We start from the raw sequence: 24632 nt of genomic DNA, 5'->3' as shown, positions 1-24632 counted from the left end.
GGAGCCTCATCAAGGGGATTCGTAGGGTGCCGTTCTTGTAACGTCTGCAGCATTCTGGAGTGGCTCTGCTTCGTCGCAAAATTGCCGGCGTTTCTCGTTCTTGTCTATTCGAAACGCTGCGTGGTGCTGCTTGCAGAGGTAAAGCGCCTGGAGGTGTGTAAATTCACACGATGGAGTTTGGCCGGTGTGCTGGCAACGGTAGTTCTGACAGGGTGTTCCACTTACCGTCCTTGGATCAACCCGACACTTTCCGACGCCGCCTTAATGTCTCTCGCCGAGAACGACCAACGCATCAGGCCGTCGGAGGTCAACCAACCGGTGGTTGTAGCGGTGACACTGTCAGGCGGGGGCGCTCGGGCGGCGGCCTTCGGCCTGGGCGTGCTGCGCGAACTCAAGGCCACACGCTTCGCGCTAGAGGGCCAGGAGACCACTCTGTTGGATCAGGTGTTCCTGGTCAGCGGAGTGTCGGGGGGCAGCATCCTTGCCGCGCACTTCGCGGCCTTCGGCGATGCCACGCTGACTCGTTTCGAGCCGGATTTTCTGCTTGTGCCTTTTGAGGGGCGACTCATACGTGAAGCTCTGTGGCCTGAGCGTCTTTATAGACTAACTTCACCTTGGTTTGGGCGCAGCCAGATCCTGGCTCAACGCTTGGACGAACTTTTTGAAGGCCGCACCTTTGGTGACGTGCGCCGACGACCGGGCGCGCCCGAACTGATGATCACGGCAACCGACCTCACGACCGGTGCCCCTTTCGATTTCACCACCGAGCAATTCCGGCTAATCTGTTCCGACCTCGATGCAACGCCGCTGTCTTTCGCGGTGGCGGCCTCGTCGGCAGTACCGCTGGTGCTGTCGCCCGTAACGGTGCGAAACAACGCCAATACCTGTCCGCCGCCTCTCCGATCTTTGCCTGTCAGAGGGCAAAATTACAGATCACGCATCCTGCAAAGCGGCATAGACAGCTACCTCAATGCGCACGATCGGCCCTATATCCACCTCGTGGACGGTGGTGTCTCCGACAACCTCGGCGTACGTCTGATGCTAGACCGGCTAGTAGCTTCGGGCTCAATGAGCGCCAATTTCTCGGAGGTCAAGCCCGGAAGCTTGCGCCGACTCGTGTTGGTGACGGTGAACTCCGAACGAGGACTGAGCGAGAGAGTGGACAGTAGCGACCGAGTTCCCAGCACGACGCAAGTACTTGAGTCGCTGATCTTCGGTGCCGGCGCTCGCGAGACCCAGGTGACGCTGGCCATGCTTAACGACGACCTGCAACACTGGCGTTCCGAGATTGTCCGCACCCGTGGCCAAGCGGACAGCCCCTTTGCGGCCGACGCAGAAATCTACGTAGTAAGCGTAAGTCTGAACGACGTGCCGGACGACAAGATCCGGCATTCGCTGCTGCGCGTGCCCACAGCCTTCACGATCGAGGCTACGGATGTCTTGGACCTGCAAACTGCGGGAGGCGAAGCACTGAGGCAATCCAAGGAGTTTATGGCATTGATTGAATCTCTAAGAAGAATCACAGCAGCCAAGCAGACTGCGCCTGGTACTCAGCTTCCCTTGATATCTAACTGATACCGATACTGGGCTTTCGTCCAAGTTCCCAAGAGGCACTTCCGCCGATAACCTTTGCGGCAAGCTGTTGTCCCAGTCGCGGCTCAATTACCGGCCGCCACGGCACAAGGCTGAACCCCATGCCGTCATCGAGCATCGCGTAGCGCCCGCTGGCGAGCATAATGGAACGCCGGTAGATACCGGCTACGCGCTGCCCGTCGGCCACCGGGCGATGCTCTAGGCCGGTTTCCGCCGCAATGTCTTTCGCGGCCTGCACTAGTTCCCGATTGCGTAGCGTGCCCAGCAGGTTGCGCGCGAGGATGACGCGCTGCCCGCGGCGCTGTGCCAGCCCCTGTTCTTCGAGGAAATCGGCTCGCTGCTGTATGGCCTGCTTGGTATCACCGCCAAAGCCCAAGTTGCCCAGCCCACGGCCACCGCCGATCAGTTGCTGGTCAAGCCAAGTCGCGCCGATGACGCGGGCCTGCCGTTCAATAGGAAGGTGTGATTTCAGCTCTACGGCTACATCGCCCAGCCGTTGCGCGTCGTATTGGCGGCCACGCTCGGCCAGGTCGTCCGGTACCTTCCATAGCCCTTCGGCCACGCGCTCCACGATGCAAGCCCGGCGCAGGGCTTCCAGCCGCCGGACATGAGCGGCGACGACTTCCTGCGGGTCGCGTCCGGGCGTAGCCCGGCCCTGCTCGATTACCAGGTGATGATCGGTGCGGTACAGGCCATCGCTCGCCAGCGAGGCGATGTTCTTGTCGGCCGTGCGCACCTCAGTCGAACCCTTCACCTCTACCACAGCGCCCGTGGGATAGTTCGCCAGTTCGTCGCGGGCGTTCAGTGCAACGTAGTGGGCCTTACCGTCCGTGCCGTCGATGATCAGATAGCCTCGGTCGTGCAACTCATCGGCAAGCCCCTTCGCGGCCACGCGGCCGATGAGGCTGCGACCATCGTCGCCCGGCTCGAACACCGCCAGCTCACGCGGCTGGCCGCTCATGGCCCGCTGCATCGTTCGGATGATGTCGCCACGCTCACCCAGGGCACGCAAGGTCTTCTCGGCATCGGCATGAATGGCCCAGGTGCCGGGCTGCACCTCGTCGGCTAGGCCCAGGCGCTGCAAGCGTTGCAGGCGGCCGATCAGCAGCAGGCGCTGGCGTTGCAACCTCGGCTCGTTGAGCCGTTCGACATGCACCCGGCCATCCTCGCCGGTCTCGCGCTGCAAGGTGCGATCCAGGCTCGTCCACCGCTCCTGTTCCACCTCGCGCCTCAAGGTCTGCTGAATCTCCAGTTCGGTGCGCGGCCCCAGCCACTCGGTCGCCAGCTCGGCGGCGCGATGGCGGAAGCCGTGGGCGATGTAGTCACCCGCGATGATGAGGTCTTTGCCGGTGTCGTCGCGCCCGCGCACGATCAGGTGGGTGTGCGGGTTGTCGGTGTTCCAGTGATCCACCGCCACCCAATCCAGCCGCGTGCCCAGGTCGGCTTCCATGCGGCTCACCAGATGCCGGGTGTAGGTGCGCAGGTCGTCCAGCTCGGCCCCGTCCTCGGGCGAGACGATGAAGCGGAAATGGTGCCGGTCGTCGGCGCAGCGTTCCTTGAAGGCGTCCAGATCGGCTTCGTCGGCCTGTGGCCCGTAGCCCCGGCCCGGTTCGCCATCGCGACCCGCGCCGTCGCGCTCGATGTAGCGCAGGTGCTTGGCGAGCGATTGCGGGCTGGCCCGCTGGTGATTGACCAGCAAGGTCTTGATGGTCACGCGCCGCGACATGGGCATTAGCTTCGCCCCGGCGAAGCGCGCCGCCGTGTGGCCACGTCCGAGCCGAGAGCCGGGCCGCTGGCCGGTGCCAGCCGCGCCAGGACGGCGTACTGCCGACTTGCCGCTGCTGGCTTTGCCGGCCTGCTTGAGCACCTTGGAAACGAAGCTCTGCCCCTGGCCCTTGCCCCGGTTCTTCGGGGCGCTGGGGCGCACGCGAAAGTCGTCGTCGCGGCTGTCGGTCATGGCTGCGCTCCCCGCAAGCTTGGGCGTGTCCTGTCGTGCGAAGCACGCGGACATGCCAGCATTGGCGCGACCCTCGCGCCAAACGCGGCACGGTGGCGAAGCCGCTCCGTGCCGCGTTCCCCCCATGTGCTGACTGGCTTTCGACGCGGCCAGGTGCCGCGTCCTTTTGTCTTGCCTTCCGCCTTTGCCCTTCGCTGTCGCTCCAGGCAACGGCGGCCCGGCGGCGCTGCTGCGTGAACAGACAGCGCGCCGGCGAAAGCGCCAATGGCCGCAGGCCGGGCGCGTTCGAGGCAAGACGCCTGAACGTTGGACGGCTGCGCCGGATGCTGCGCGACGTGCGGTGCGAATGCACCGGCACGACAGGCGCAGCGACACTGAAGCAGCCAGCAGAACGACATGCCCGATGGCACGTCAGAGCGCAGCGAATCGGCGGCCATCATGGGCGTATCTCCGGCCACACCGGATGCGCAACGCCGATCACGGCGGATGCGCTGACCGGGCCGAAATAGCGGCTGTCGAACGATGCTGGATTCGTCACGCTCAACAGGAGCAGTTCGCCCGGTTCAAGGCGGCGGCAAAGCTGCAAGGACGGCAGCGCCCGGCCCAGCCGGTCGGCGGGCAGTACGGCGGCCGAAGGCACGCCGTCGATGCGTACCTGACCGGCGACGATGCAGACGTGTTGCGGCGCGACCGCGCCCACACGTTTGAGCAGCGGAACGCGCGTCGGCAGGTAGCCGCGCTGCGCAGCGAGCGCGGCAGCCGTGGCCGGAAGCGGCACCAGCACGATGCTGTCCACGGACAACGGACGTGGCAGCGAGGCGGTGCGCGGGTCGAACGGGTCAATGCGATACCAGCCGACCGCCACGCTGTCGGACGGGTTGTAGGTCAGACGCGGCAGCGGCGACACGAAAGCCGCCCAGGCCAGCGCAGCGAAGCCGATGGCGGCCAGTGTCGCCAGCACGATGCGAGCGCGCAGGCGTGAGCGAGGACGCGGCGCCACGTCGGGCGCGTTGGGTGTGGTGGTCGGGGCGGTCATGGCAGCACCTTCCCGGCCAGCCAGGCGGTATGCCGCTCGGTGGTGTATTCGGGCAGCGCAAGGCGAGCCGCAAGACGGTTGCCCAGCGTGCGCCAGTACGCCGGCGACACGTCGATGGCAGCGATGCCCAGCGCCTCGATGCCGTCGATGCGCTCCAGCACGGCGCGCACGTTGGCATCGCCTTCGGTGTGTAGGAGCAAGCGCGCGCCCGGCTGAACACCGGGGATGCGCTGCGCCGCGTCCAGCGGTGTGCAAGCCTGCATCACCATGAGTTGCCAGCGGATCGTGCCGTAGTCGTTGGCCTGCCAGCGGATGCGGCAGAGCATCGCGCCCGGCAGGAACACCGCGCAGCGCCGCCAGCGGTCGAGCTGAAGCGTGCGCGCCGGTTCGCCGAAGCGCAGGTAGAGCTTGAAGCGATGTTCGAGGTAGGCCAGCGAAACGCGCGTCAGCGGCACATTGCCGGCCTGTCCGGCGAGTGCCGAAAGCGCAGGCAGCGGCGCAGCCGGTGCCGCGTTCGCGGCAGGCCAAGCGAATGCGTTCATGGTGTGTTCTCCGGCGGAAACTCCCGCTCCAGCAGGCCGCGCAGCAGGTCGGCCACGGTCACGCCTTGCGTGAAGGCCGACACCTTGATGCGCGCCCGCATGGCGGGCGTGATGTCGAGCGTGAGGCGGGCCGTGTAGAGGTCGCCTTTGCCCAGCGCGTCGGCATCGCCCTGACGAATCCACGCCTCGGCGTGCGGATTCGCGGGCGGACGTGCGCCGATGCCGACGCGCTTGCCCGTGCGTTTGCTGTTGGGTGGCTGCTGCGCTGTCATGTCGGCCACCGCAGCAGTTCGTCCACCAGGGCGGTGATTTCGCGGGCGGCGGCACTGTCGGGCGCTGTCTCGCGTGCGAGCCGGCCAGCGGCCACGCTGTCGGCGAAGACGATGCGCTGATGCACCTCCGAGCGCAGCGCGGGCAGCGGCTGTTCGGCGAGCGATTGCCGCGCCTCGCGCCCGATGATGGTGGTGCTGACGCGCCGGTTGATGACGAAGGCCGCGCGGAGCAGCGGCCGGAACACCTGCGCCTCGCGGATCAGCGAAACCATTTCCGAGCTGGCCCAGAGGTCGTAGGGGCTGGGCTGCACCGGGATCAGCACGCGCTCGGCCGCCAGCAGCGCGGAGCGCGCCAAGGCGGCGATGCGCGGCGGCCCGTCGATGATGACGTGATCGGCCCGCCTGGCGAGTTCTGGCGCTTCCTGATGCAGCGTTTCGCGTGCGAGGCCCACGGCGCTGAACAGCCGTGGCAAGCCTTGCTGGCTTCTGCGCTGCGTCCAGTCCAGGGATGAACCCTGCGGGTCGGCATCGAGCAGGACGACATGCTGGCCGCGCATCGCCAGTTCGCCCGCGATGTGCGTGGCGAGCGTGGTCTTGCCGACACCGCCTTTCTGGTTGAGCAGAGCGAGGATCATGGCGCGGCCCTCCCTGCTGGAAAGCCGGGCTTTACCTGCCGTGCAAAACGCTGTTCGCCGTGCCGTTTCTCGGTTGTCCACCGAAACGGCGCGCTTCTACTAAAAGTTATGTATTTCTTGTTAGGGAAGTTAGAGGGGCCGCAAACCCGCGCCGTTATTGGCTTTCCGGCGTTTTCGTACTCCTGATAGCACGATAGGCGTACTCCCGATAGCACGATACCCGGTACTCCTGATAGCACGAGGCCGTCCACACCTTTTCCACGAGTTATCCCCGTGCCGTGTGCAGCACGGGCCGGAAGGTCAGCAGTTCTTGTCCGTCGTCCGGCATTCGCTCGATGCCCAGGACGTAGCCGGGCAGCGACTGCCGCGCCACCAGGACGCGCAGGTCGTAAGCGAAGTCGGAGAAGCGCGCAGCGCTGCCCGACTTGCGGTGCAGGTGCCGGAAGTCGAATTGCCAGCCGCCCGGCTGCTTGCCGCCGTGCTTGCGCACCAGGCGGTACAGCCAGCGCTCGATCCCGCCCTTCAAGCGGAAATAGGCTGGGTCGATGGTCAGCACCAAGGCGGCATCGAGCACGCCCGCATAGAACCAGTCCGGCAGGATCAGTTCGATGCCCAGCGGCACGCCGCTGGCATCGGCCAGTTCCTTCCACTCGTTGATCCACGAGAAGCGATGCAATCGCCTTCCCGTGGTTTCGCGGATGGACGTGGCCACCGTGGTCGATTGCAGCCGGTCGAGCGCGGCTTTCAGGCGCAGGTAGTCGTTGAGAGACGTGCCGCGCCCGATGAAGCGCAGGATCTCGTAGGGAGTGGCGCGTATCCAGCGCGACGGGCGCAAGCCCGCGTCGCGCGCCTCCACGATCTGCGAGGCGGCCCAAATCAGCAGGTCGGCATCCCATATCGTTGCGATGCCGTGCTCCTGCGTACCCTCCACGCGGATGGTGATGCCGCCGGCGCGGAAGTCGATCGGCGCGGTACGCCGCGACTTCGCCAGCGAGAAGAACGGAAAGGCCATCAAGTCCTGGCTGTCGCGGGGTGCCATGTCGCCCGGCAGCGCGCGGAACAGGTCGAGCTGTTCGCGCTGCAAGGCTTGCCCTGGCGGGCTGGACATGGCGACGGCCACCCACGCGCCAGCGATCAGCGGCCATCACGGTAATCGCCCGCGTGGCGTTCGGCATATTCCGGGTCGGAAGTCGCCTCGTAGCTGCGCTGGTCGGCCCAGGCATCGAGGTCGGACACCGCGTACATGACGCGGCGGCCGAACTTGCGGAACTTCGGGCCGCCGCCGATCACGCGCTGTTTCTCCAGCGTGCGTGGCGACAGGCGCAGGTACTCGGCGGCTTCGTCGTTGGTCAGGTAGCGTTGGGGCTGCGCAGGCGCAGCGACAGCAGCGGCGGCAGGCCGCAAGGGAGCGGGTCGCATGGGATGTACCTCCATCAAGCCCGGCCACACCACGCGGCCGGTTAGAGGCACTTTCAAGAAAGCGAGGCTGCTTGCTAAGGGACGATCTACGGGGGACGCGAAACGTCCCCCCCTACTGCAACGGCGGCGGAAGCTGTGCCAGGCGGCGATAGCCGCCACGCATCAGCGCATCGCCACGACGTACCAGCCGCCGCACGCGGGCACGTAAGGCGCTGTCCTTGTGCCAGTCGGCGGCGACGGCATCGGCGCCGAACAGCCCTTCGGCCACTTCGCGCAATGACGCGCCCGCCAGGGTCGCGTCGAGCGTCTGCAAGGTGTGCAGTTCCAGCACCGCGGCCGTCGTGGGCCTGGAACGGGCCGCCGCCGCAGGCGTGGCAACCGTGGCCACGGCCAATGCGTCCAGCTCGGACGCGAGCGTGCGATAGCGCGCGCAGGGCGTGGCGCAGGCGCGGGTGGCGTAGAGGTAGGCCATGCCGTCTTCCAGGCCCGGCGCGAGCGCGAGCCGCAGGCAGCAGCCGGGCCAATGCGACACCAGCACCAGGCGCTTGCCGTCGTGGATCAGTTGCTTGCGGCCAGGGACGCGCCAGAACTCGAAGGCATGGGCTTCGGGTGGCGGGTCATCGTCCGGGTAAACCTGCACGACGGCATCGTGATCGGGAAACCAGGCCGGATGCGCGTCGCGCGCATCCAGGGCTGGGTCTTCCAGCAGGCGCAGGCCCCACGCCTGCGCCGTGTCCGGCCGGCGGCGGCGGCGCAGCCAGTCGCGGCGGTAGTCGGGATTTCGGCGCAGGTATTCCCACGCCAGCGCAGGGCCGTCAAGGTGCAGAACGTAGAGATAGGCCGCTGTCGGATACCAGTGTTCGGCGCTGCGATCAGTCATGGCGAAACCTCCCTCTGTTTGGGATGCGTCGCCACGATTTCCGCGATGCGGGAACTATCGAAATGCCATCAGGTCGTCATCAAAATTGGTTAGGCTGTAACTGTCGGTGTCAAGACCATTTGGCTCTGCGTGTTGCGGAAATCGTCTGAATGCGACGGCTACGCCTTCAGGAAAATGACGCGCAGCACCGAACACCGTGCCGCAGCCCGCGCCCAAGATCAGGACTGTTTTCAACAGGATCGCACCACTTCGGTGCAAGAATGCGGATTCAGACCTGCACGGTCTTGATCAAGATTGAAATAGTCACGATGCGCCCCGGCTGGCTAGGCCGCGCTGGTTTTCATCAGTCCGTGATCGCGCCGTTCTCCTGCGCCAGCCGGACGTACTCCGATAACGGGCGCACCGCCTGGAAATACCGATCCCGCCGCACCGGCAGCTTGCGCGGCCCGACGATGCCCGCCAGGTCGGACAGCTTGACCATCCCGAGCTCAGGCATACCGATACCGAGGTCGATCAGGCCGTAGGCCGTGTCGCCATCCGCCGGGTCGAGCGACACCAGCAGCCAGGTCACATGCGCGTCCGGGGTGAACAAGCGCACCACGGGCAGCGGGTCGAGCCGCTGACCAGCGGCGAGCGCCGCGCCGTGGGCCAGCAGCCGGGCGCGTTCATCAGCGGTGACAAGCGGCAGGGTCATGGGCAGCTTCTCCACGAAACCGACGATGCGCGAATGCGCTTTGGTGCCGAAGCGCAGAACTGCCGAAACGCATCCGTGCATTCGTGTGGAAGCACCGATGTGCAAGCCATCGCATCCGTAGAAGAACAGAAGCGCCGAAGCGGAATTGTCGGAAGCCGGAAAGACACGGATGCGATTCCCCGGTTCTGTCGGAATCCGCATCTGCGGATTTCCGTAAAAGCACGAAAGCGGGCCTTTCAGCCATGAATGAACACTATAGATTGTAGCCCTATAGGGCGCAATGGGCTGTCATCTTGGTTTTTATGGGGAAACCAAGTTAGTGACAGCGAAACACTCATTGGCAACGGCAATACGGACAGTCAGGAAGGCGCGAGGCTTGAGCCAGGAAGCGTTCTCCGACGTGTCCAGCCGCACCTATATGAGTACGCTGGAGCGCGACTTGAAAAGTCCGACCCTGCACAAGCTGACCGAGCTGTGCGAGGTCATGGAAGTGCATCCGCTGACGCTGTTGACGCTGGCCTACGCCGGCGACGACACGCACAAGGCCGACGAACTGCTGGCGCGGGTGCGCCAGGAGTTCGAGGCCGTGCTGAAAGAGCGCGACGCGCCCTAGCGCGTCTGAATGCCCGCAAGCGGAGCGCGCAGCGCCGCCAGGCGCGAAGGCGTGAGGGATTGAAGCCGAATGGACATGACGCCATTGGCGGCATGGGGCGCAGCCCGAAAGCCCGGCGGCGCAATGCGCCGACACGCCATGCTGTTCCTACTGCCACGGGCTTCGAGCCATTCGACCATCACCAATGCAATGCTGGCCTTGGACATGCGGGACATGGGGCAACTGCCGAAACCCTGTGCGTGCGATGCTGCGATCAGCAGCACCGCGCCCCGCCGCAATGGGCGGGGCGCGGTGGGCGGCCGTCAGGCCGCCTTGGGCTTGCTGCGCGACCAGATGAGGTCGTGCGTGTCATTCTCGCCTTCGATCAGGCGGGCATAGACCGTCGCCGGGAATGAAGGATCGTCGATGGCCACCGACAGGTAATCCCGCCCGGCCTCGCTGGTTTTCTTCCACGCCGCGCCGAAGTCGTGGCCGGCCGCTTGCAGGCGGAAGTCCGGGGCGCTTTCGTTCTCGCCCTTGTCGTTGGGAACCAGCTTGACCTTGAAGTTGAGGGTCAGGGTGCGGAGCTGGCCGGTGAAGCCGTCTTTCTCTGCGGTGAAGGTGCCGATGTTAGCCATGATGATTTCTCCTTTCGGGTTGAACAAGGTCGCGCCAGTGCGTCCTTGTTGTGATCCGTCCGGCGGGGGATGGGCTGGCCGCACCGCGCAGCGGTCGCAACACCGTGGAGAACCTGGAAGCGAAAAGAATTTGTCCCGCGAGGAATGCGCGCAGCGCAGGGGGAATTGTTTTCGCTGGAAGGTTGCGGCCATGAAGCCCAGCCACCGCCAGGATTCACAACAACACAAGGACGTACTGGCCGCCCGCTCCCGAATGGAGGCATGGCCGACTCGGCATCCCCGCGCGACGGCTTCACCGGCCTGCGCCCTGACACGGGCAAGGACAATGCCCAGCGACAAGGTGAAAGCGTTCCTACCGCTGCTTGCGGCCCTTTGCGTGAGGCGTGGCGTGGAAGCTCCATTGCAAGGCCGGGCGGCGTGTCGGTGAACCGTCCTTCGTGACGTACAGGCGACGAACCGCCAGCGTCGAGGACGGCACGCTTTCGTGCAACCTGCGGCAGCAAGCCGGGGCGTAGCCCCACACGCCCGTCCATTGCGGTGGGGCGCGTTCGGAATGTCGTCGGCGCTGTGCGCCGACGCACTTATGGGCTTCGAGGGTTTCCCGCGCACAAGGTCACTTGTGCGCCGCCCCTTCGCCGTCCGCCCGAAGGCGGCGAAGGGGCGTTCTGGCTTTGGGCTTGGAAACCGGGCGCGGCCACCGCCGCGCCCGGATTTTTGACCATCGGCACCAGGGCGGAACGGCCTGGGGCCGATGCTGATGGAACAGCGAAGCGCCCCGGCCGAAACCGGGGCGCTCGGTGGTGGTGAAGGTCAGGCGGCGAGTGCGTGGGCCTGCTGCTCGTCGTCGTTGTCGATGGCTTCCGGCTCGTCGTTCGTCACCGCCTGCGGCGCATCCTGCGCCGTGGTGTCGTCGGTGCCTTCGGCCTTGAAGATGGCAGGCATCCAGCCGGTGCCATCGGCCAGCCGCTCGGCTTCGCTGGCAATGTCGGCCTTCTTCAACTTCGCCAGCCGGGTGACGTGCGCCGGGGCGTACTGCTCCACGGCTTCCAGAATCGCGGCCTTCGGCACATGCCGGAAATAACCCTCATTGGTGGGCTTCCACCATGCGGCCATGTCCAAGCCGACAGCCTGCGCCAGTTCCGCGCCCGGTTGCTGCGGCGTGGCGCGGGGTGTCACCACGTCCACCGTGACGGCCACGGATATCGCCAGCAGCCGCACCAGTTCATCTTGCGACTTCGCTAGCAGCACGGCGAACAGTTCGGCGCTGTCCTCCGGCAAGCCTTCGCCTGCTACCTGCTGCAACTCGCGCAGCGCCACGGCGGCGGGCGAATCCGGTATATCCGGGGCGATGCCTTCCAGCCGGTCTTGCGCTTTCAGGCTCACGCCCAGCGGCAAGTCGTGGCCGTAGTGGCTGCCCTGCAAGACGGTCTGCACCATGCCATGCACCAGCGCGGCCAGCGCCACTTGCGGATGCCGGGCGACTTCGATTTGCAGCGCGGCGGTGCGGTGGGCGCTCAACCGCTGCGCCAGCTTGTCGGACATGGCGGCGGTCTTGGGCTGCTCGTCGTCCTCGCCTTCGTCGTCGTTCCCGGCTTCGCTTTCGCTGCCGAAACCTTGGCGCAGGCGTTCCAGTGTGCGCAGCGCCTTGGCCTCGGCCTCGCGCATCAACCCGCGATGAATCACTGCCTGCCCGTTGCGGTCGATGGTGACGATGGCACCGGCTGCGGCCTTCACGGTCGTGCCGTAGTCCTGCAAGCCATCTTCCAGCGCCTGCAACTGCTCGCCCACGGCTTCGCCTTCTTCCTGCAAGGCATCGGCCTTTTCCTCGTCCTCGGTATCAAGCGCGTCATCCACGGCGGCGGCCAGTTCGTGCATCTTGGTTTGCAGCTTCTCGATGCGCTGCGCTTCGCGCTTGTTCGGTTCGCGGCGCTCCCTCGGCGCACGCTGGAAGGCGTGCAGGTCGGCATGGGTCACGGCGGGGGTGGCATCCACCCACGCCCAGCCTTCGTCCTTCACCTCGGCGGCGATACCTGCCAGCTTGTCTTGCGCCAGCCGTTCCAGCAGCGCGGCATCGGTCAGATACACGCCCGCGTCACCTTCCGCGAACAGGTCACGGCGCACACCACCGCCTGCGGCTCCGTAGGTATCCAGCCCCACGAAACGCACCAGCGGATGCCGGTATGCGTCAATCTCGCGCTCGGTGAGGCGGTCGCGCAATTGGGAAGGGTTGCGCTGCCACGTCGGCGCGTCGTAGAACGCGGTTTCCTGCGCGGCGTGGTCGTCGGTGATGGCAAGGGCCATCAACTGATCGAGCGTCACGGCTTCGGCGCGGTAGTCGGCCAGCAGCCGGGGCGAGACGTTCGCCAGCTTCAAGCGGCGCTGCACCACCAGCGGCGTGACGCTGAAATCGGCGGCTATGTCCTCGATGGGTCGGCCTTCGGCCACCAGCGCGGCGAATGCCTCGAACTGGTCGGCGGGGTGCATGGCTTCGCGCTGCACGTTCTCGGTGAGGCTGGCCGTGCGGGCGGTGCCATCGGCCACCAACAGGCAAGGCACTTCCCATTCCTTGCTGATGCGGCGCTTCTTCGCCAGCAGCTTCAACGCGGCCAGCCTGCGGCCACCGGCCACGACTTCGTAATGCTCGCCATCGGCGGCGGCAATGACGATGAGGTTTTGCAGCAGGCCGACACGCTGAATGCTCGCGGCGAGTTCGGGAATGGACATGCGCGGGGTCTTGCGCACGTTGCGGCCAGCAGGACGCGACACCAGCCGCGACAGCGGAACCAAAATCAGGTTCTTGGTCGGGTCGGCGGCTTCCAGCGGGATAGCGGCGGCGGTGTTGAGGGCGCGGGCTTCGGTTTGGGTAATGGCGTTCATGGTGATAACTCCTATCGGTTCAGGGATGCAGCAGCGAAGAAAGCGGCAAGGGCTGCTGCCTGCCCCTGCCGCGTGGGGAATCAGGCCTTCAACTGGCGCAGGCCATCGGCCAACATCCAGAGGGCGCGATTGAGGCGCACATCGGAATCAATGCCCTGCACGGGGCGGGTCTGCTGGCGGCGTCCGTTGGCGCTGCGGCCATGCAATCCGCCTTTGGTCAGGTTTTCTTGGGTGCGGTTGAACACGCTCCACAAGTCCGGGCGGCGGTCGTCGAACCGGCGCGGCATCAGGATTTGGCTTTCCGTGATGGGCGCGGGCTTGTTATCGGTGGGGTCGTACTTGAGGGCCAGCGCGGAACGGGCGAACACTTCGGCTTCGCCTTCGTCCAGCGTGATAGCGCGCATCAGGTCGCGGGATTCCTTCACGCGTTCGAAGCCGCTCAACACCTCGAAAGCGCCTTCGATGACAGAACCGGCCACGTCGCCCTTGTGCGGCACGCGCACATCGGCCACGGTATCGCCGCACACAAGGCCATTGCTGCAAACGAACCGGAACATTCCGGCCAGCATCTGATAGCTGCTGGTGCCGTCGTGCGAGTTCAGCAGCACGATTTCATTGGCTTCCGCGCCGTTGATCTGACTGGCATGGCGCAGGCGAATCATGTGTTTGGTGTAGTCGCGGCGGTCGTCGTGCCGCACGCGGGTTTGCGCTGCCATGAAGGGTTCAAACCCTTCCTTGCGCAGTTCCGCCAGCACGGCGGCGGTGGGAATGTAGGCGTACCGTTCGGAGCGGCTATCGTGCGGGGCCTCCGCGAAGATGGACGGGGCTACGCGGCGGATTTGGTCGTCGGACAGCGGGTAGTCACTGCGCAGCGTCGGGGAATGGGAAGCGAATCGAGATGCGAGTTGCATGGTTTTCTCCAATGAGTTGCTGTGGTTTCAAAGCTGACCGGATTCCAAGATTCGGAGCCCGTTGTGGCTTCGGTTGGTTCGGCGCAGAGACCTGGGCCGGTCCTGTTTGCCGCCGTCTTTCCTGAGTTCATCGCCCGCGAAAAACCGGGCCAGCGAGGGACTGGCCGTCAAGGGAGAAGCGCAGGGTTGGTGCGGCCCGCAGCGCAGCGAGGACTCGGCCCTGCGCGCCTTGACGGCCAGGCACCGCGGGCTACGGTCGCGGGAAAAAGCGATGAACTTGGGGAAAGACGAACAGCGGCCAATGGGCCAGGGGGTGCGCTGAAACCAACGCCGCGCGGCGAGCGCCCCTGCGTGCCAGCGGCACGCCTAGCTGGATGGCTGTTGGTCGATCAGGTGCAACCTGTTCGGTGCATGCGAGGGGCGCCAAGCAAGGCGCGGCGGGGATGGGCTGTCCAGCCGATCCCCTGGAGGGCAAGCGCCGCGCGCAGGCCAGGAGCGAAGAGACGGCCGGAGGCATCAGGGATCAAAGCCGCATGGCCGCGACTCGGCACGAGGCGCGGGGCAACGCCCGCGAGCCCGACGGCGGCACGCCGGGATGCTCTACTGTTCACAACAAAATGTAAGTGACGCAATAGTACTTATGAGCCACAATGTAGCTACATCTATTGTGAGCGCAACAATGGCAAGTAACGACGTCGTTCGTGCCCGGATTGACGGGCAGATTAAAGAAGCCGCAACTGTTGTTCTGGCTGAAATGGGGTTATCAATTTCGGATGCGATTCGGATGCTGCTGACCCGAATCGCGGCAGATAAGGCACTCCCCTTTGACATCAATCGTGTGTCGTCCGATTCTGATCGGAAGGCACCATAAGGTTGCGCTGAGGCAAGGCCCGCAAATCGTTTCTCTGAACAGTAGGGATCAAGAATAGTTCATGGCATCTATCAGACCTTCAGCATTCAATCAACGTGAGCGTTTGGACGGCGGCCCCTTCCTTGTCATTGAAGCAGCCGAACCGGAAGAGGAAGGCATTAACGTTTTCTTCACTGATATTCCCGCAGCGGAGCGCAAGCCGGATTCGCCAATAGCGAGACTGCTCAATGTGTGTCCAGACAGATTGACCATTTGGCCTCTTAATATTCGAGAAGATCGCGACGATTACCTGCAACCTGAATACGGCACCCTTGAACGCATCGTCGTCGCTCGGCCTGTTATCGAGCCCTACATACTGCCAGAGACTACTGACGATGTCGTTGGGCTTCTTGAGCAGTTGCCGGATGGGTTTGCCAAAGATTTTCGATTCGGTTTGGGGCTTCTGTGGGAATATCGGCAAATTTGCGAAACAGCCGCCAGCTTAGAAAACGTAAGCATACTCATTGTCCACAAAGGAAATGACGCGAAAATTGATTCGCCATTCTTTATTCTCGGAATAAGAAGATTTCATGAATTAAGAAAAGAATTAAATCGCATAGCCTCTCGCCACCAGAGAGACGCGCGCAAGGACAAGCAATTTCATGTCTACCAGACCTTATTACATGCTGCCGATTCAGCACAATTTCCCGCTCTAAAGAAGAGCGTAAGACCTGATGCACTAACGGAAATGACCGATGGTGGGCGGCAGCATGTGACGCTTTCCAAGCGTGATCGGCGCGCCGCTGTTCGCATGGTTCAAGACAATATAGAAGCACTGGCGGAATCTGAGCCGCGCTCGCTGCTGGCATTAAAGAATGATATTGAGCTCATCACACTGAATCAACTGATTGAGCGATACCAGGAAATGCTTGGAAAAGGACTGACGGAAAGCAAGTGGCAAAGCTTCTTTCTGGAAAATCCTTTCATACTTAGTCTTGCATTTGCCGTTCCAGCCATGCTGGTTCAGGGGCAAGCTTATGCAGGTGGCAAGCGACTTAACGGGTCCGGCGGAAAATTTTCAGATTTTCTATACGCATCCGCTTCCACGGGCAATCTTGGCCTCATTGAGATAAAAAAGCCGCAAACCGAACTGCTAGGAAAATCTCCCTATCGTGGAGATGATGTTTTTGGCCCATCGACAGAATTGGGTGGAGCGATTGCTCAAATTCTAGATCAGCGTTTCAAATTGCAGAGTGAACTACCCGTCATAAAAAATAACATGAACCGATACGACCTCCACAGCTATGCGGTTCGCTGCATAGTTGTCGCTGGCATGACGCCACAAGAGCATCAGCAAAGAAAGTCATTCGAGCTCGTTCGAAATGCGTTCGCAGAGATCGTGATCGTGACTTTCGATGAACTACTTGCAAGGCTAACCGAGATTAAAAATGCGCTCCAACCGATTCCTACCTTAGACACGGTGCCGTTCTAAAACCAACTGACAGTTGGCCATTCCGTAGTTGGGATCAATGGCTGCAGTGTTCAACCAATCCATCGGCCGATCGGCATGTGGATTTCAACAACAAGATTGAATCAAATGCATATATCCAAGCTCAGCCTGGTCAACTACCGGAACTTTCCCAACACGAAGCTGCTGTTCCAGAAGGGTATCAACACTGTCATCGGCGAAAATGGATCTGGCAAAACCAATCTCTTTCGCGCAATCAGATTGCTGCTTGATGACAACATGATTCGCTCTGCCTACCGGCTGGAGCATACCGACTTTCATCGCGGCCTAGGGCGCTGGCAGGGACATTGGATCATCATCAGTCTTGAGTTTGAGGAAATCTCTGCGGATGAATCAGTGCAGGCGCTCTTCCGACATGGGACGGGCGTAATTGAGGAAGAGGCGAACGGCAAGGCCACTTACAACCTGATCTTTCGTCCGAAGAAGGAAATCAGGCTGCGACTTTCTCAATTGAACGATGGTGATCAGGCAGGCCTCGACGCTATCCTGAACCCGGTCACCATCGACGACTATGAAACGATTTTCACAGGTCGGAGTGAAGCCGACTTCAACGACGAGGCCTTCTATAAGGATGTGGTCGGCGACTTCGCGAATGTTCGATTCAATGAAGAGGTTGAATTTCGTGTTATCGGCGCGAAGATTCCGAACGTGCTGTCCGTCTCCAAAGAAATTTCGTTCACTTTCGTCCAGGCGCTACGGGACGTCGTCTCCGAATTTCACAACAACCGGACAAATCCGCTCTTTTCGCTTCTGAAGGGCAAGAGCGGCGATATCGACCCCGTGGCGTTCCAGGCTATCACCGACGGGGTAAAGGCATTGAATGACTCCATCGAAGCGTTGCCAGACGTGCAGGTCGTCCGGACGGATATCAGAGACACCATCAAGGATGCGGCGGGTGAGGCGTATTCGCCGTCTTCTCTTTCTATCAAGTCGGATCTGCCAGACGAAGCTGACAAGTTGTTCCAGTCGCTCAAGCTGTTCGTTGGCGAATCGGGGGAGAGCCACGAAGGACCGATCCACGAGCTGAGCCTTGGTGGAGCAAACCTGATATTCCTCACGTTGAAACTGCTTGAATTCAAGTATCAAAAGGCTAAACAGTCGATCGCCAACTTTCTGCTTATCGAAGAGCCGGAAGCTCACATTCACACACATATCCAGAAAACACTGTTCGACAAGCTCAAATACGACGACACACAGATCATTTATTCGACCCATTCGACGCACATCTCTGAGGTCAGCAATGTTCAGAACGTGAACATCCTCGGCAGAGAAGGTGATCGTTGCGAGGCATACCAGCCTGCAATTGGCCTAAACCCAGAAGAGATCGGCAACATTCAACGCTACCTGGATGCTGTCCGTAGCAACTTGTTGTTTGCCAAGAGCGTCCTCTTAGTGGAGGGCGATGCAGAAGAAATTCTCGTTCCGATCCTGATCAAGAACGTGCTAGGCGTCAGCCTTGATGAACTCGGCATCAGTTTAATTAATATCCGCAGCACTGGATTTCAGAACGTCGCGGTTCTTTTCGATGATGCCCGAATCCGGAAGCGGTGCAGCATCGTCACCGACCTTGACAAGTCCATCATTGACACAACGCCGGCGGCGGGAGACTCCGAAGGGCTGCTCCGGCGCAAGGGCAAGTATCAGGCATCCCAGGAAAAAGGGGTCGCCAGGAAAGCGTTATTGGAAGACACCTTCAAAGATAACGGGTGGGTTTCTCCATTCTTTGCCCCCCATACCTTCGAGGTCGACTTCATTGCCGCCGGCAATGCGCGTAAGGTGGTCGGCATCCTTCCTGATGTCTACAAGGATGCACCAACCATCGCGACGGCCAAGGCGGAGCTCGAATCAGCGGACATCGCGTTGTTCGGTCAGCGCGCATTGACCATGGCGGACAACTACGGCAAGGGATGGTTTGCCATCTTGCTGGGAAAGAAGATCGATCCGCAGACCGCCATTCCGAAGTACATCTTGGACGCCATCGCTTTTGCGCATCCGGTGGTCACTAAGGAAGTCTGGTTTAACGTGCTGAGCTACCGCGTGAACTACATCGATGCAGAAGATATCTTCACTGCGTCTGCCGTATTCGACGACTTTAGGGCCAAGCTGCTGGCCTTCCGAAATGGAGACATCGACTTCGTCGGCATCCGAAACGAGATGCTTGCCACGTTCCCAGATGATCGCATCAACGATGTACTCGCGGTGTTCTGATCATGTTCATGTGGAACAAAGATGATCTGAATCCCGAGCAGGAAGCAGCCATTCTGAAGCCAGGGAGCGTCTTTCTCATCGCTTGCCCGGGCAGCGGGAAAACGCGCACGCTCACCTACAAAATCGCCTATGAGTTGTCCAGGCTGAAATCGAACAAGCAGTTTGTCGTTGCCATCACTTATACGCACCGTGCCGCCGACGAAATCCACGAGCGCATTGAGAGCCTTGGGGTGGATACATCCCGATTATGGATAGGAACGATACATTCGTTCTGTCTTGAATGGATATTGAAACCGTACGGCATCTATCACGAAGCGTTGGATCGAGGCTTCCGTGTGATCGATCAGCATGAGCGCGAGAAAATCCTGGAGGCATTGTGCAAGCCTTACCAGAAGCCAAAAATAACATTCTGGGATTGTGAGTTTTATTACACCGAAACTGGATATGTGCTCTCCTGCCCACAAGATTGGAAGCATTCGGGTCTTCACGTCATATTGGGCAAGTATTTTGAGATTCTGCACGAAAGTCGGCAGCTAGACTTTGAGCTCATTCTTTACTATGCGTACCAACTGATCGCACGTCATCCTGCGATCAGCACTCTTCTGGCACAGTTGTTCTCTTTCGTGCTGATCGACGAGTATCAGGACACCAAACGAATTCAGTATTCGATCATCACCGCCATTCTGAAAGCTGGTCAAGGTGCGACCAAGGCCTTTATTGTCGGAGATCCTAACCAGGCGATTTATCAATCGCTTGGCGGATATCCGATTGCCTTCGAGGATTTCAAGGCGATGGCCAATATCGATTTGGACGAACTCGAACTGTCGCGGAACTACCGTTCTTCTGAGCGCATCATTGAGTACTTCGGAAACTACAACGTTCACAACACACGCATCGAAGCCGCATCCGAGGACAAGGCGTACCCAAGCCTTATTTCATTCGACGACACAGTGAGCAAAAATGATCTGGACGCTGAGCTCATCCGGCTCATCCGTTTCAACATTGAGACTATGGGCATCTCACCTCACGAGGTGTGCATTCTCGCGCCACAGTGGACGCATCTTGCAAGCATGACACGTCGTTTGGTCGCCAGCATGCCGGAGTACTCATTCGATGGCCCCGGTATGGTTCCCTTTGCACGGGACACAGAGAATTTCTGGTACAGGCTTTCTAAGATTGCACTTACTCAGGCATCGCCGGGAATGTATGTGCGCAGACTGCGGTGGGCCGGGGAGATTCTGAATGACCTAGAGGCGGCCGGGGCTAGCGTGTCGAAGCTCACGCGGAGGTCCTTGTTGAGGGAGTGCAATGCAATTAAGATCGATGAAACAGATGGTCTTACCTACTTGAGCGCATTTTTCGAGCGTCTGTTTGCAAACTTAGCAATCGACTTTCGCCTTTTCACGCTGCTTCAAGAGCATCACGTTGCCTTCTTCGATAGTTCGCAAGCCCGGGTAAATCGATTGAAGAGTGAAGGTAGCGAATTTATAGGCGATATTGAGACATTCAGGAAGGTATTTCAGCATAGGACTGGAATCACCATCTCGACGATACACGGCGTCAAGGGAGCCGAGTTCGATGCAGTGATCGCTTATGCATTATTAGAAGATATGGTGCCGCATTTCAATGATCCGAACGGTCAAGAAAGCGCGATGAAATTGCTGTATGTCATTGGTTCGCGGGCAAGGAAGAACCTGCACCTTGTTTCGGAACGAGGTCGAGTTCGCCAGTATTCTGGCGAAGAGTATCAAGTAACTCGCAAGCTTGCCTCATGCAGTTTTGGATACGATCAAATTCCATAGAAATCACGAGTAGCGCAACCGCGCTCTCTATGGGATGCCCTACAGCTTTGTTTAGCGTTTGGCTGAATCATCTGCGCGCGGCTCGCTCTGCATGCCCTGCTGTCGCCAGCTCAACATGCAAGCGGAGCGCGCAGGCCCGGATCACAGTGTCGGGCCGTGGAGGGCTGGCGAATGCCAGTCCCGTCAGGGATGAGCGAATAGCGAACGTGGAGCAGCGCGATCCACAAAGTGGAGACGCTCAAGGTTCCGTCGCTTACTATTTGGACTACGGCGAGTTGAGTAAAAAATATGAAAAATATCTTTGAAGAAATCAATGAATTTTCTTCGGAAAAAATCGCGTTATTCAGCTTTGGGAAATTTTGCTACGTCTTTCTTAATAAAGACCCGATCTTTGTCAAGAAATTGCTTCCCCTCATCCAAACCTCTCTGGCAAATGAGAGCTTTCAGGCAGACGTAATGCGTGCTTATACGGAGGGCTGCATGAATGAAAAGGCGGCCATTCTGAAAGAATTTGAAGCCAAACGCGACCATCCAAACGCAGCCAAGTTTTATGGGCCACAGCTTGATCTAGTGGACAAGCGATTGGCTATAAAGACAATCCAGCATTTAATGGACTACTTAAATAATTATCTCAACGAGTATCCGGGATCGCTAGAAATTCTCAACAATTCCTACAAGCATATCCATGACGAAGATGGTGTTTCGTACATAAAAGAAAATTACGCAAATTATCGCATTGGCTGCATTTTTTATTCCAAGCACCAATCAATCATGGGGAGGGCTGAGATGCTGGAGCTAAAATATTCCAAGGTAGTTGAACGTGAGTACGAGAAAATTGGAATTGACATAAGAAAGGAAGATGCTCAGTTCTCTAAATATAGTCTTGTCAGCCTGAACGAGAATATTCAGATATTCAACGACAAGGATAGTCAGACAATACGCGATGAACGCATAGGGCGACACTTCTGGATAAAAGTTCCGAGGAAGCTGCTTACCTCTATCGAGGAACTCATTGAAAAAGGAATGCTGTCCGAAATAGCATTCAGGATTGATTACGTCTCCGATTATGTCCCTGCAATGGAGGAGATGGAGTTTGGCGCTCCGTTGCGATTGAAAATATCTTCCCTTCCTAGATTGTCAAAGTTCTACTCCACCGATAAATATGAGAACAATCTATGGATTCACCATGACGCAGAGAAGCTAAGTTTGACTTTTGAAGAATTGATGGAGGACTTTGAGGTGGCAGGCGACGACGTCGTAACGCAAGTCATCCATCTTGAATACAGTTCAAAAGGCGATGATTTTTTTATAACTCACTTGGATCACGAATTTATCGTATATACGTTGGATAGCTATCAAGAAAGATTGAGCAATGCCAACATCAAGGGGCATAGAAAAATAAAGACATTCAAAATAGATAACTCAATGATCCCGTTTGATATAAATATTAGCGGGGATCTTTTTCTGTTTCAGGTTCTCGATTCGTATTTAAAAAATGATGACTTGATTCGTGAATATTTTGAAAAAATTAACTGACTTTATAGTTTGAGATATTTAATTAAAACAGCGATCGGCATAGAACATGGCGCTGCTGCCCGCGATAATCATGTGATTGGGCGCTCGCGCCCACTAGCCCCAGCGCATCCTTGAGCCGCAGGCCAGTTCCTTATCGGCCTATGGCGATTCCACACTAGCATGGAGCCTCGATAGAGCAAGAGATCCGTTGCCACATGCTCGTGCTGTGGTTTGGGTGTACGGTTGGACAGATGCTGCTGTCAGGACTTCTCGCCAGGCTGCCGCTGCTCGATCTGCAACCGCGCCCGTTCGGTCGCCTGCTGCAACCGCTCCCCCAGCACCGCACGCGGCGGCAGGGTCGTCAGGTATTCGGCTACGTGGATGCCCGACTTGTCCAGCTCCAGCAACTCGATCTGCTCTGACTTCTTGCCGGTACAAAGAATGATGCCCAGCGGCGAGGCTTCCTCCGGTTCGCGTTCGTGCTTGTCGAGCCAACGCAAATAAAGCTCCATCTGCCCCTTGTATGCTGCCTTGAACTCGCCGATCTTCAACTCCACCGCCACCAGCCGCCGCAGCTTGCGGTTATAGAACAGCAGGTCCAGGTGGAAATCCTCGTCGTCGATCTGGATGCGTTTCTGCCGGGCTAGGAAAGAGAAGCCCGCGCCCAACTCCAGCAAAAAAGACTCCATTTCGCGGATGATCGCGGCTTCCAGGTCGCCTTCCTGCCAGGTATCGCGCAGGCCCAGGAAGTCGAGGATGTACGGGTCGCGCATGACCAGCGCCGGCGACATGCGCTGCGCATCGCGCATCGCCGCCAGCTCTTGCGTGATCGTCTCGTCCGGCTTCTTGGACAGCGCCGTGCGCTCGTATAGCATCGAGTCGATGCGCTCGCGTAGCGTCCGCACGCTCCAGCGTTCGGCGCTGGCCATTTGCACGTAGTAGTCCCGCTGGAGCGGGTCTTTTAGCGGCAGCAGCGCCACGAAATGCGACCAGCTCAATTGTCGTGACAGCGTCACGACAATTGGCTCGTCCGAGAAGGTGGCGGCGAACTGCACCATCCGGCGCAGGTTCTTGTCCGCGAAGCTACGTCCGTAGTCGCGGACAAGCTGCGCCGCCAGGGTCGGCAGGATTTCGTCGCCGTACCCGGCCCGCTGCCCGGCAAGCACTTCCGTATGGATGCGCTGGCCAATGCGCCAGAACAGCAATGTCAGCTCGGCATTGACCGCCGAGGCGACGCGCTGGCGCGACGCTTCGATCAGTGCCCGGATGTCGCCCAGCAGCGCGGGCGGCGCTGCTGGCGCTGAGACGGATGCCTTGCGCCGGGTCATGCGGCCACCTCCTTGGCTCCCTGCATCCCGGTGATCGTCTTACGCCGATTCGCCACCAGTTCGGCCGCCTCTCGCACCGGCTTATCCTCGGTGTGGACGTAGCGCATGAACATGACGACGGTCTTGTGCGCCGTTAGCGCCATGCCGACCTTGACCGGGATGCCCGAATTGGCAATGTCGGTCGCCGAACGGTGGCGGATGCCGTGCGTGCCCACGTGCGTAGCGCCAGCCGCCTTGAGCGCACGGCTCCAGCCACCGTAATACTCGCCCGTGGTTAGATGCTTGCCAGCGTGGCTAGGAGAAGGCAGCACATAGCGGCTACCCTCCTGCCGGGGTGCCGTCGAGAGTAGCCGATAGGCTTCCTCGCTCATGGGCTTAGACATGCCGCCTGTCTTGCTGTCAGGCCAGACGACGCGCCGGTTCTGCAAGTCAACCCAGTTCCATTCCAGCGCGATGATTTCCGAGCGGCGGCCGGCGAACTCGAACTGCAGGCGGATTCCCAAAGGGATGACGTAGTTCTCCAGCCCCTCCGACTCGATCTTGTCGAGCTGTCGGAACAGGTTGCCCATTTCTTCGTCGCTGATGAGGTGAGTCGATTTGCCGGCAGGGAACATCGGGACGTGACGGCAAGGGTTGGTACCGTCGGGCCGATAGCCCCATACCTCGGCCATGTTGAACATCTTGCGCAAGACGCTGAATACCTTGTTCGCCTCGGTCTGCTTGTACGAAAGCTTTTCCATCAGTCCGGCGATTTCAGGACGCTTCACGTCCTGAACTTTCTTGCGTCCCAGCAGCGGAATAATGTTGCGATTGATGACAGCCTGATAGCCGGCTTGGGTGCTGAGCTTGTTGCGCTTCTTGGAGTAGTCCTCCATGAACTTCGTGCATAGCTCCTTGACCGTAGGTGCCTGGCGCGCCTCCGCCTTCTCTGCGGCGGGATCTCCGCCTCGGCGGACTTGGGCCAGCCATTCCTGCGCCAGCGACCGCGCCTGTTCGACGGTCAGCTCCCCGTACAGTCCTAGCGAGGGCTTGCGGCGCTCGCCAGCGTTCGTCCGGTACTGGAGCATGAACACCTTGCGACCCGCCGGGGTAATCTTGCACAGGAAGCCGGGGACCAGCGTGTCCCGGAGTTCGACGGCCTCTGCCTGGGGTTGCGCCGCATCGACAGCGGACTTAGTGAGTTTGATCTTAGCCATGATGACTCCTTGGAAAGACCTGGATTCCAAGGGCCGGATAGGAGTCAGGCGGTCGGAAGTCAGGTCAGGTTTCGGAAAGCACCGGCATATGTTGAACTCGCTTAAGTCATTGATAAACCTGCTGTATCGGGCTGTAGCGTAGTCCAGCGAATTTCGGTG

Annotated in this window: 22 protein-coding genes; 7 read left to right on the top strand and 15 right to left on the bottom strand. The window is 60.2% G+C overall.

All coding sequences use genetic code 11. The annotated features are described in order from the left end of the window. The first annotated feature begins 120 nt into the window (after positions 1–120). A complete protein-coding gene (locus ACFPFG_RS11225; protein WP_196636953.1) occupies positions 121–1575 on the top strand; it encodes a patatin-like phospholipase family protein in 1455 nt (484 codons plus the stop codon). On the opposite strand, the gene ACFPFG_RS11220 is transcribed toward ACFPFG_RS11225, so the two are convergent. From ACFPFG_RS11220 to ACFPFG_RS33595, 9 genes are all read right to left on the bottom strand, one after another. After that, entirely contained in the window at positions 1568–3550 is a 1983-nt protein-coding gene (locus ACFPFG_RS11220) for a relaxase/mobilization nuclease domain-containing protein (protein ID WP_004883068.1), read from the bottom strand. The genes ACFPFG_RS11225 and ACFPFG_RS11220 overlap by 8 nt on opposite strands. Before the next feature lie 436 nt (positions 3551–3986). Further along, complete coding sequence (locus ACFPFG_RS11215) at positions 3987–4586, bottom strand: S26 family signal peptidase (RefSeq protein WP_004883067.1); 600 nt, start codon at positions 4584–4586, stop codon at positions 3987–3989. Beyond that, the gene (locus ACFPFG_RS11210; protein ID WP_004883064.1) at positions 4583–5128 is read right to left on the bottom strand and encodes a DUF2840 domain-containing protein; all 546 of its coding nucleotides are present in this window, start codon (positions 5126–5128) and stop codon (positions 4583–4585) included. Before ACFPFG_RS11210 ends, ACFPFG_RS11215 begins: the two co-directional genes overlap by 4 nt. Beyond that, positions 5125–5400: a hypothetical protein gene (locus tag ACFPFG_RS11205; RefSeq protein WP_004883063.1), complete on the bottom strand. Its 276-nt coding sequence runs from the start codon at positions 5398–5400 to the stop codon at positions 5125–5127. The genes ACFPFG_RS11210 and ACFPFG_RS11205 overlap by 4 nt, the downstream gene beginning before the upstream one ends. Beyond that, positions 5397–6035, bottom strand: coding sequence for a ParA family partition ATPase (gene parA, locus ACFPFG_RS11200; protein ID WP_004883061.1), 639 nt, complete (start codon positions 6033–6035; stop codon positions 5397–5399). Before parA ends, ACFPFG_RS11205 begins: the two co-directional genes overlap by 4 nt. A 265-nt stretch (positions 6036–6300) precedes the next feature. After that, positions 6301–7143 carry a replication initiator protein A gene (locus ACFPFG_RS11195; RefSeq protein ID WP_004883059.1) on the bottom strand — a complete coding sequence of 281 codons (843 nt, stop codon included), beginning with the start codon at positions 7141–7143 and terminating at the stop codon, positions 6301–6303. A 26-nt stretch (positions 7144–7169) separates the two neighbouring features. After that, complete coding sequence (locus tag ACFPFG_RS11190) at positions 7170–7454, bottom strand: helix-turn-helix transcriptional regulator (RefSeq protein WP_004883058.1); 285 nt, start codon at positions 7452–7454, stop codon at positions 7170–7172. Between the two features lie 112 nt (positions 7455–7566). After that, on the bottom strand, positions 7567–8334 hold the full coding sequence (locus ACFPFG_RS11185) for a DUF2285 domain-containing protein (protein ID WP_004883055.1): 768 nt from the start codon (positions 8332–8334) through the stop codon (positions 7567–7569). Between the two features lie 343 nt (positions 8335–8677). After that, positions 8678–9028, bottom strand: coding sequence for a DUF2958 domain-containing protein (locus ACFPFG_RS33595; RefSeq protein ID WP_028699139.1), 351 nt, complete (start codon positions 9026–9028; stop codon positions 8678–8680). A 319-nt stretch (positions 9029–9347) separates the two neighbouring features. Between ACFPFG_RS33595 and ACFPFG_RS11175 the strand changes: the two genes are divergently transcribed. Next, complete coding sequence (locus ACFPFG_RS11175; RefSeq protein WP_064717570.1) at positions 9348–9641, top strand: helix-turn-helix domain-containing protein; 294 nt, start codon at positions 9348–9350, stop codon at positions 9639–9641. Here ACFPFG_RS11175 and ACFPFG_RS11170 read toward each other — a convergent pair. From ACFPFG_RS11170 to ACFPFG_RS11155, 4 genes are all read right to left on the bottom strand, one after another. Continuing rightward, positions 9638–9856, bottom strand: a complete 219-nt coding sequence (locus ACFPFG_RS11170) for a hypothetical protein (protein ID WP_103790875.1) — start codon at positions 9854–9856, stop codon at positions 9638–9640. The two genes, ACFPFG_RS11175 and ACFPFG_RS11170, sit on opposite strands and share 4 nt — an antisense overlap. A gap of 87 nt (positions 9857–9943) precedes the next feature. After that, positions 9944–10258, bottom strand: a complete 315-nt coding sequence (locus tag ACFPFG_RS11165) for a DUF736 domain-containing protein (RefSeq protein WP_004883051.1) — start codon at positions 10256–10258, stop codon at positions 9944–9946. An 810-nt stretch (positions 10259–11068) separates the two neighbouring features. Further along, positions 11069–13135 carry a ParB/RepB/Spo0J family partition protein gene (locus tag ACFPFG_RS11160; RefSeq protein WP_004883050.1) on the bottom strand — a complete coding sequence of 689 codons (2067 nt, stop codon included), beginning with the start codon at positions 13133–13135 and terminating at the stop codon, positions 11069–11071. Between the two features lie 80 nt (positions 13136–13215). Next, positions 13216–14046 carry a DUF932 domain-containing protein gene (locus ACFPFG_RS11155; protein WP_004883049.1) on the bottom strand — a complete coding sequence of 277 codons (831 nt, stop codon included), beginning with the start codon at positions 14044–14046 and terminating at the stop codon, positions 13216–13218. 640 nt (positions 14047–14686) lie between these two features. On the opposite strand from ACFPFG_RS11155, the gene ACFPFG_RS11150 reads away from it, so the two are divergent. The 5 genes from ACFPFG_RS11150 to ACFPFG_RS11130 all read left to right on the top strand — a co-directional run bounded on the left by ACFPFG_RS11150 (position 14687) and on the right by ACFPFG_RS11130 (position 21970). Next, complete coding sequence (locus tag ACFPFG_RS11150) at positions 14687–14917, top strand: type II toxin-antitoxin system RelB/DinJ family antitoxin (RefSeq protein ID WP_050554911.1); 231 nt, start codon at positions 14687–14689, stop codon at positions 14915–14917. Between the two features lie 61 nt (positions 14918–14978). Continuing rightward, the gene (locus ACFPFG_RS11145) at positions 14979–16388 is read left to right on the top strand and encodes a Shedu immune nuclease family protein (protein ID WP_380106545.1); all 1410 of its coding nucleotides are present in this window, start codon (positions 14979–14981) and stop codon (positions 16386–16388) included. A gap of 105 nt (positions 16389–16493) precedes the next feature. Continuing rightward, a complete protein-coding gene (locus ACFPFG_RS11140; protein ID WP_004883041.1) occupies positions 16494–18632 on the top strand; it encodes an AAA family ATPase in 2139 nt (712 codons plus the stop codon). An 8-nt stretch (positions 18633–18640) separates the two neighbouring features. Continuing rightward, entirely contained in the window at positions 18641–20434 is a 1794-nt protein-coding gene (locus tag ACFPFG_RS11135; RefSeq protein WP_207570148.1) for a UvrD-helicase domain-containing protein, read from the top strand. Between the two features lie 288 nt (positions 20435–20722). Then, on the top strand, positions 20723–21970 hold the full coding sequence (locus ACFPFG_RS11130) for a hypothetical protein (RefSeq protein WP_004883036.1): 1248 nt from the start codon (positions 20723–20725) through the stop codon (positions 21968–21970). A 239-nt stretch (positions 21971–22209) separates the two neighbouring features. On the opposite strand, the gene ACFPFG_RS11125 is transcribed toward ACFPFG_RS11130, so the two are convergent. Both ACFPFG_RS11125 and ACFPFG_RS11120 read right to left on the bottom strand, forming a co-directional pair. After that, a complete protein-coding gene (locus ACFPFG_RS11125; protein ID WP_004883035.1) occupies positions 22210–23277 on the bottom strand; it encodes a PDDEXK nuclease domain-containing protein in 1068 nt (355 codons plus the stop codon). Further along, positions 23274–24473, bottom strand: a complete 1200-nt coding sequence (locus tag ACFPFG_RS11120) for a tyrosine-type recombinase/integrase (RefSeq protein WP_004883034.1) — start codon at positions 24471–24473, stop codon at positions 23274–23276. The genes ACFPFG_RS11125 and ACFPFG_RS11120 overlap by 4 nt, the downstream gene beginning before the upstream one ends. Positions 24474–24632 lie beyond the last annotated feature (159 nt).

Source organism: Delftia deserti (genome assembly GCF_042653485.1).
Lineage (GTDB): Bacteria > Pseudomonadota > Gammaproteobacteria > Burkholderiales > Burkholderiaceae_C > Comamonas > Comamonas acidovorans.
This window is presented reverse-complemented; position numbering and strand designations above follow the sequence as displayed.

Excerpts from the sequence above, each read along its gene's own strand:
- ACFPFG_RS11220 (WP_004883068.1), bottom strand. The coding sequence starts at position 3,550 with ATGACCGACAGCCGCGACGACGACTTTCGCGTGCGCCCCAGCGCCCCG.
- ACFPFG_RS11215 (WP_004883067.1), bottom strand. The coding sequence starts at position 4,586 with ATGACCGCCCCGACCACCACACCCAACGCGCCCGACGTGGCGCCGCGT.
- ACFPFG_RS11210 (WP_004883064.1), bottom strand. The coding sequence starts at position 5,128 with ATGAACGCATTCGCTTGGCCTGCCGCGAACGCGGCACCGGCTGCGCCG.
- ACFPFG_RS11205 (WP_004883063.1), bottom strand. The coding sequence starts at position 5,400 with ATGACAGCGCAGCAGCCACCCAACAGCAAACGCACGGGCAAGCGCGTC.
- parA (WP_004883061.1), bottom strand. The coding sequence starts at position 6,035 with ATGATCCTCGCTCTGCTCAACCAGAAAGGCGGTGTCGGCAAGACCACG.
- ACFPFG_RS11195 (WP_004883059.1), bottom strand. The coding sequence starts at position 7,143 with ATGTCCAGCCCGCCAGGGCAAGCCTTGCAGCGCGAACAGCTCGACCTG.
- ACFPFG_RS11190 (WP_004883058.1), bottom strand. The coding sequence starts at position 7,454 with ATGCGACCCGCTCCCTTGCGGCCTGCCGCCGCTGCTGTCGCTGCGCCT.
- ACFPFG_RS11185 (WP_004883055.1), bottom strand. The coding sequence starts at position 8,334 with ATGACTGATCGCAGCGCCGAACACTGGTATCCGACAGCGGCCTATCTC.
- ACFPFG_RS33595 (WP_028699139.1), bottom strand. The coding sequence starts at position 9,028 with ATGACCCTGCCGCTTGTCACCGCTGATGAACGCGCCCGGCTGCTGGCC.
- ACFPFG_RS11170 (WP_103790875.1), bottom strand. The coding sequence starts at position 9,856 with ATGTCCCGCATGTCCAAGGCCAGCATTGCATTGGTGATGGTCGAATGG.
- ACFPFG_RS11165 (WP_004883051.1), bottom strand. The coding sequence starts at position 10,258 with ATGGCTAACATCGGCACCTTCACCGCAGAGAAAGACGGCTTCACCGGC.
- ACFPFG_RS11160 (WP_004883050.1), bottom strand. The coding sequence starts at position 13,135 with ATGAACGCCATTACCCAAACCGAAGCCCGCGCCCTCAACACCGCCGCC.
- ACFPFG_RS11155 (WP_004883049.1), bottom strand. The coding sequence starts at position 14,046 with ATGCAACTCGCATCTCGATTCGCTTCCCATTCCCCGACGCTGCGCAGT.
- ACFPFG_RS11150 (WP_050554911.1), top strand. The coding sequence starts at position 14,687 with ATGAGCCACAATGTAGCTACATCTATTGTGAGCGCAACAATGGCAAGT.
- ACFPFG_RS11145 (WP_380106545.1), top strand. The coding sequence starts at position 14,979 with ATGGCATCTATCAGACCTTCAGCATTCAATCAACGTGAGCGTTTGGAC.
- ACFPFG_RS11140 (WP_004883041.1), top strand. The coding sequence starts at position 16,494 with ATGCATATATCCAAGCTCAGCCTGGTCAACTACCGGAACTTTCCCAAC.
- ACFPFG_RS11135 (WP_207570148.1), top strand. The coding sequence starts at position 18,641 with ATGTGGAACAAAGATGATCTGAATCCCGAGCAGGAAGCAGCCATTCTG.
- ACFPFG_RS11130 (WP_004883036.1), top strand. The coding sequence starts at position 20,723 with ATGAAAAATATCTTTGAAGAAATCAATGAATTTTCTTCGGAAAAAATC.
- ACFPFG_RS11125 (WP_004883035.1), bottom strand. The coding sequence starts at position 23,277 with ATGACCCGGCGCAAGGCATCCGTCTCAGCGCCAGCAGCGCCGCCCGCG.
- ACFPFG_RS11120 (WP_004883034.1), bottom strand. The coding sequence starts at position 24,473 with ATGGCTAAGATCAAACTCACTAAGTCCGCTGTCGATGCGGCGCAACCC.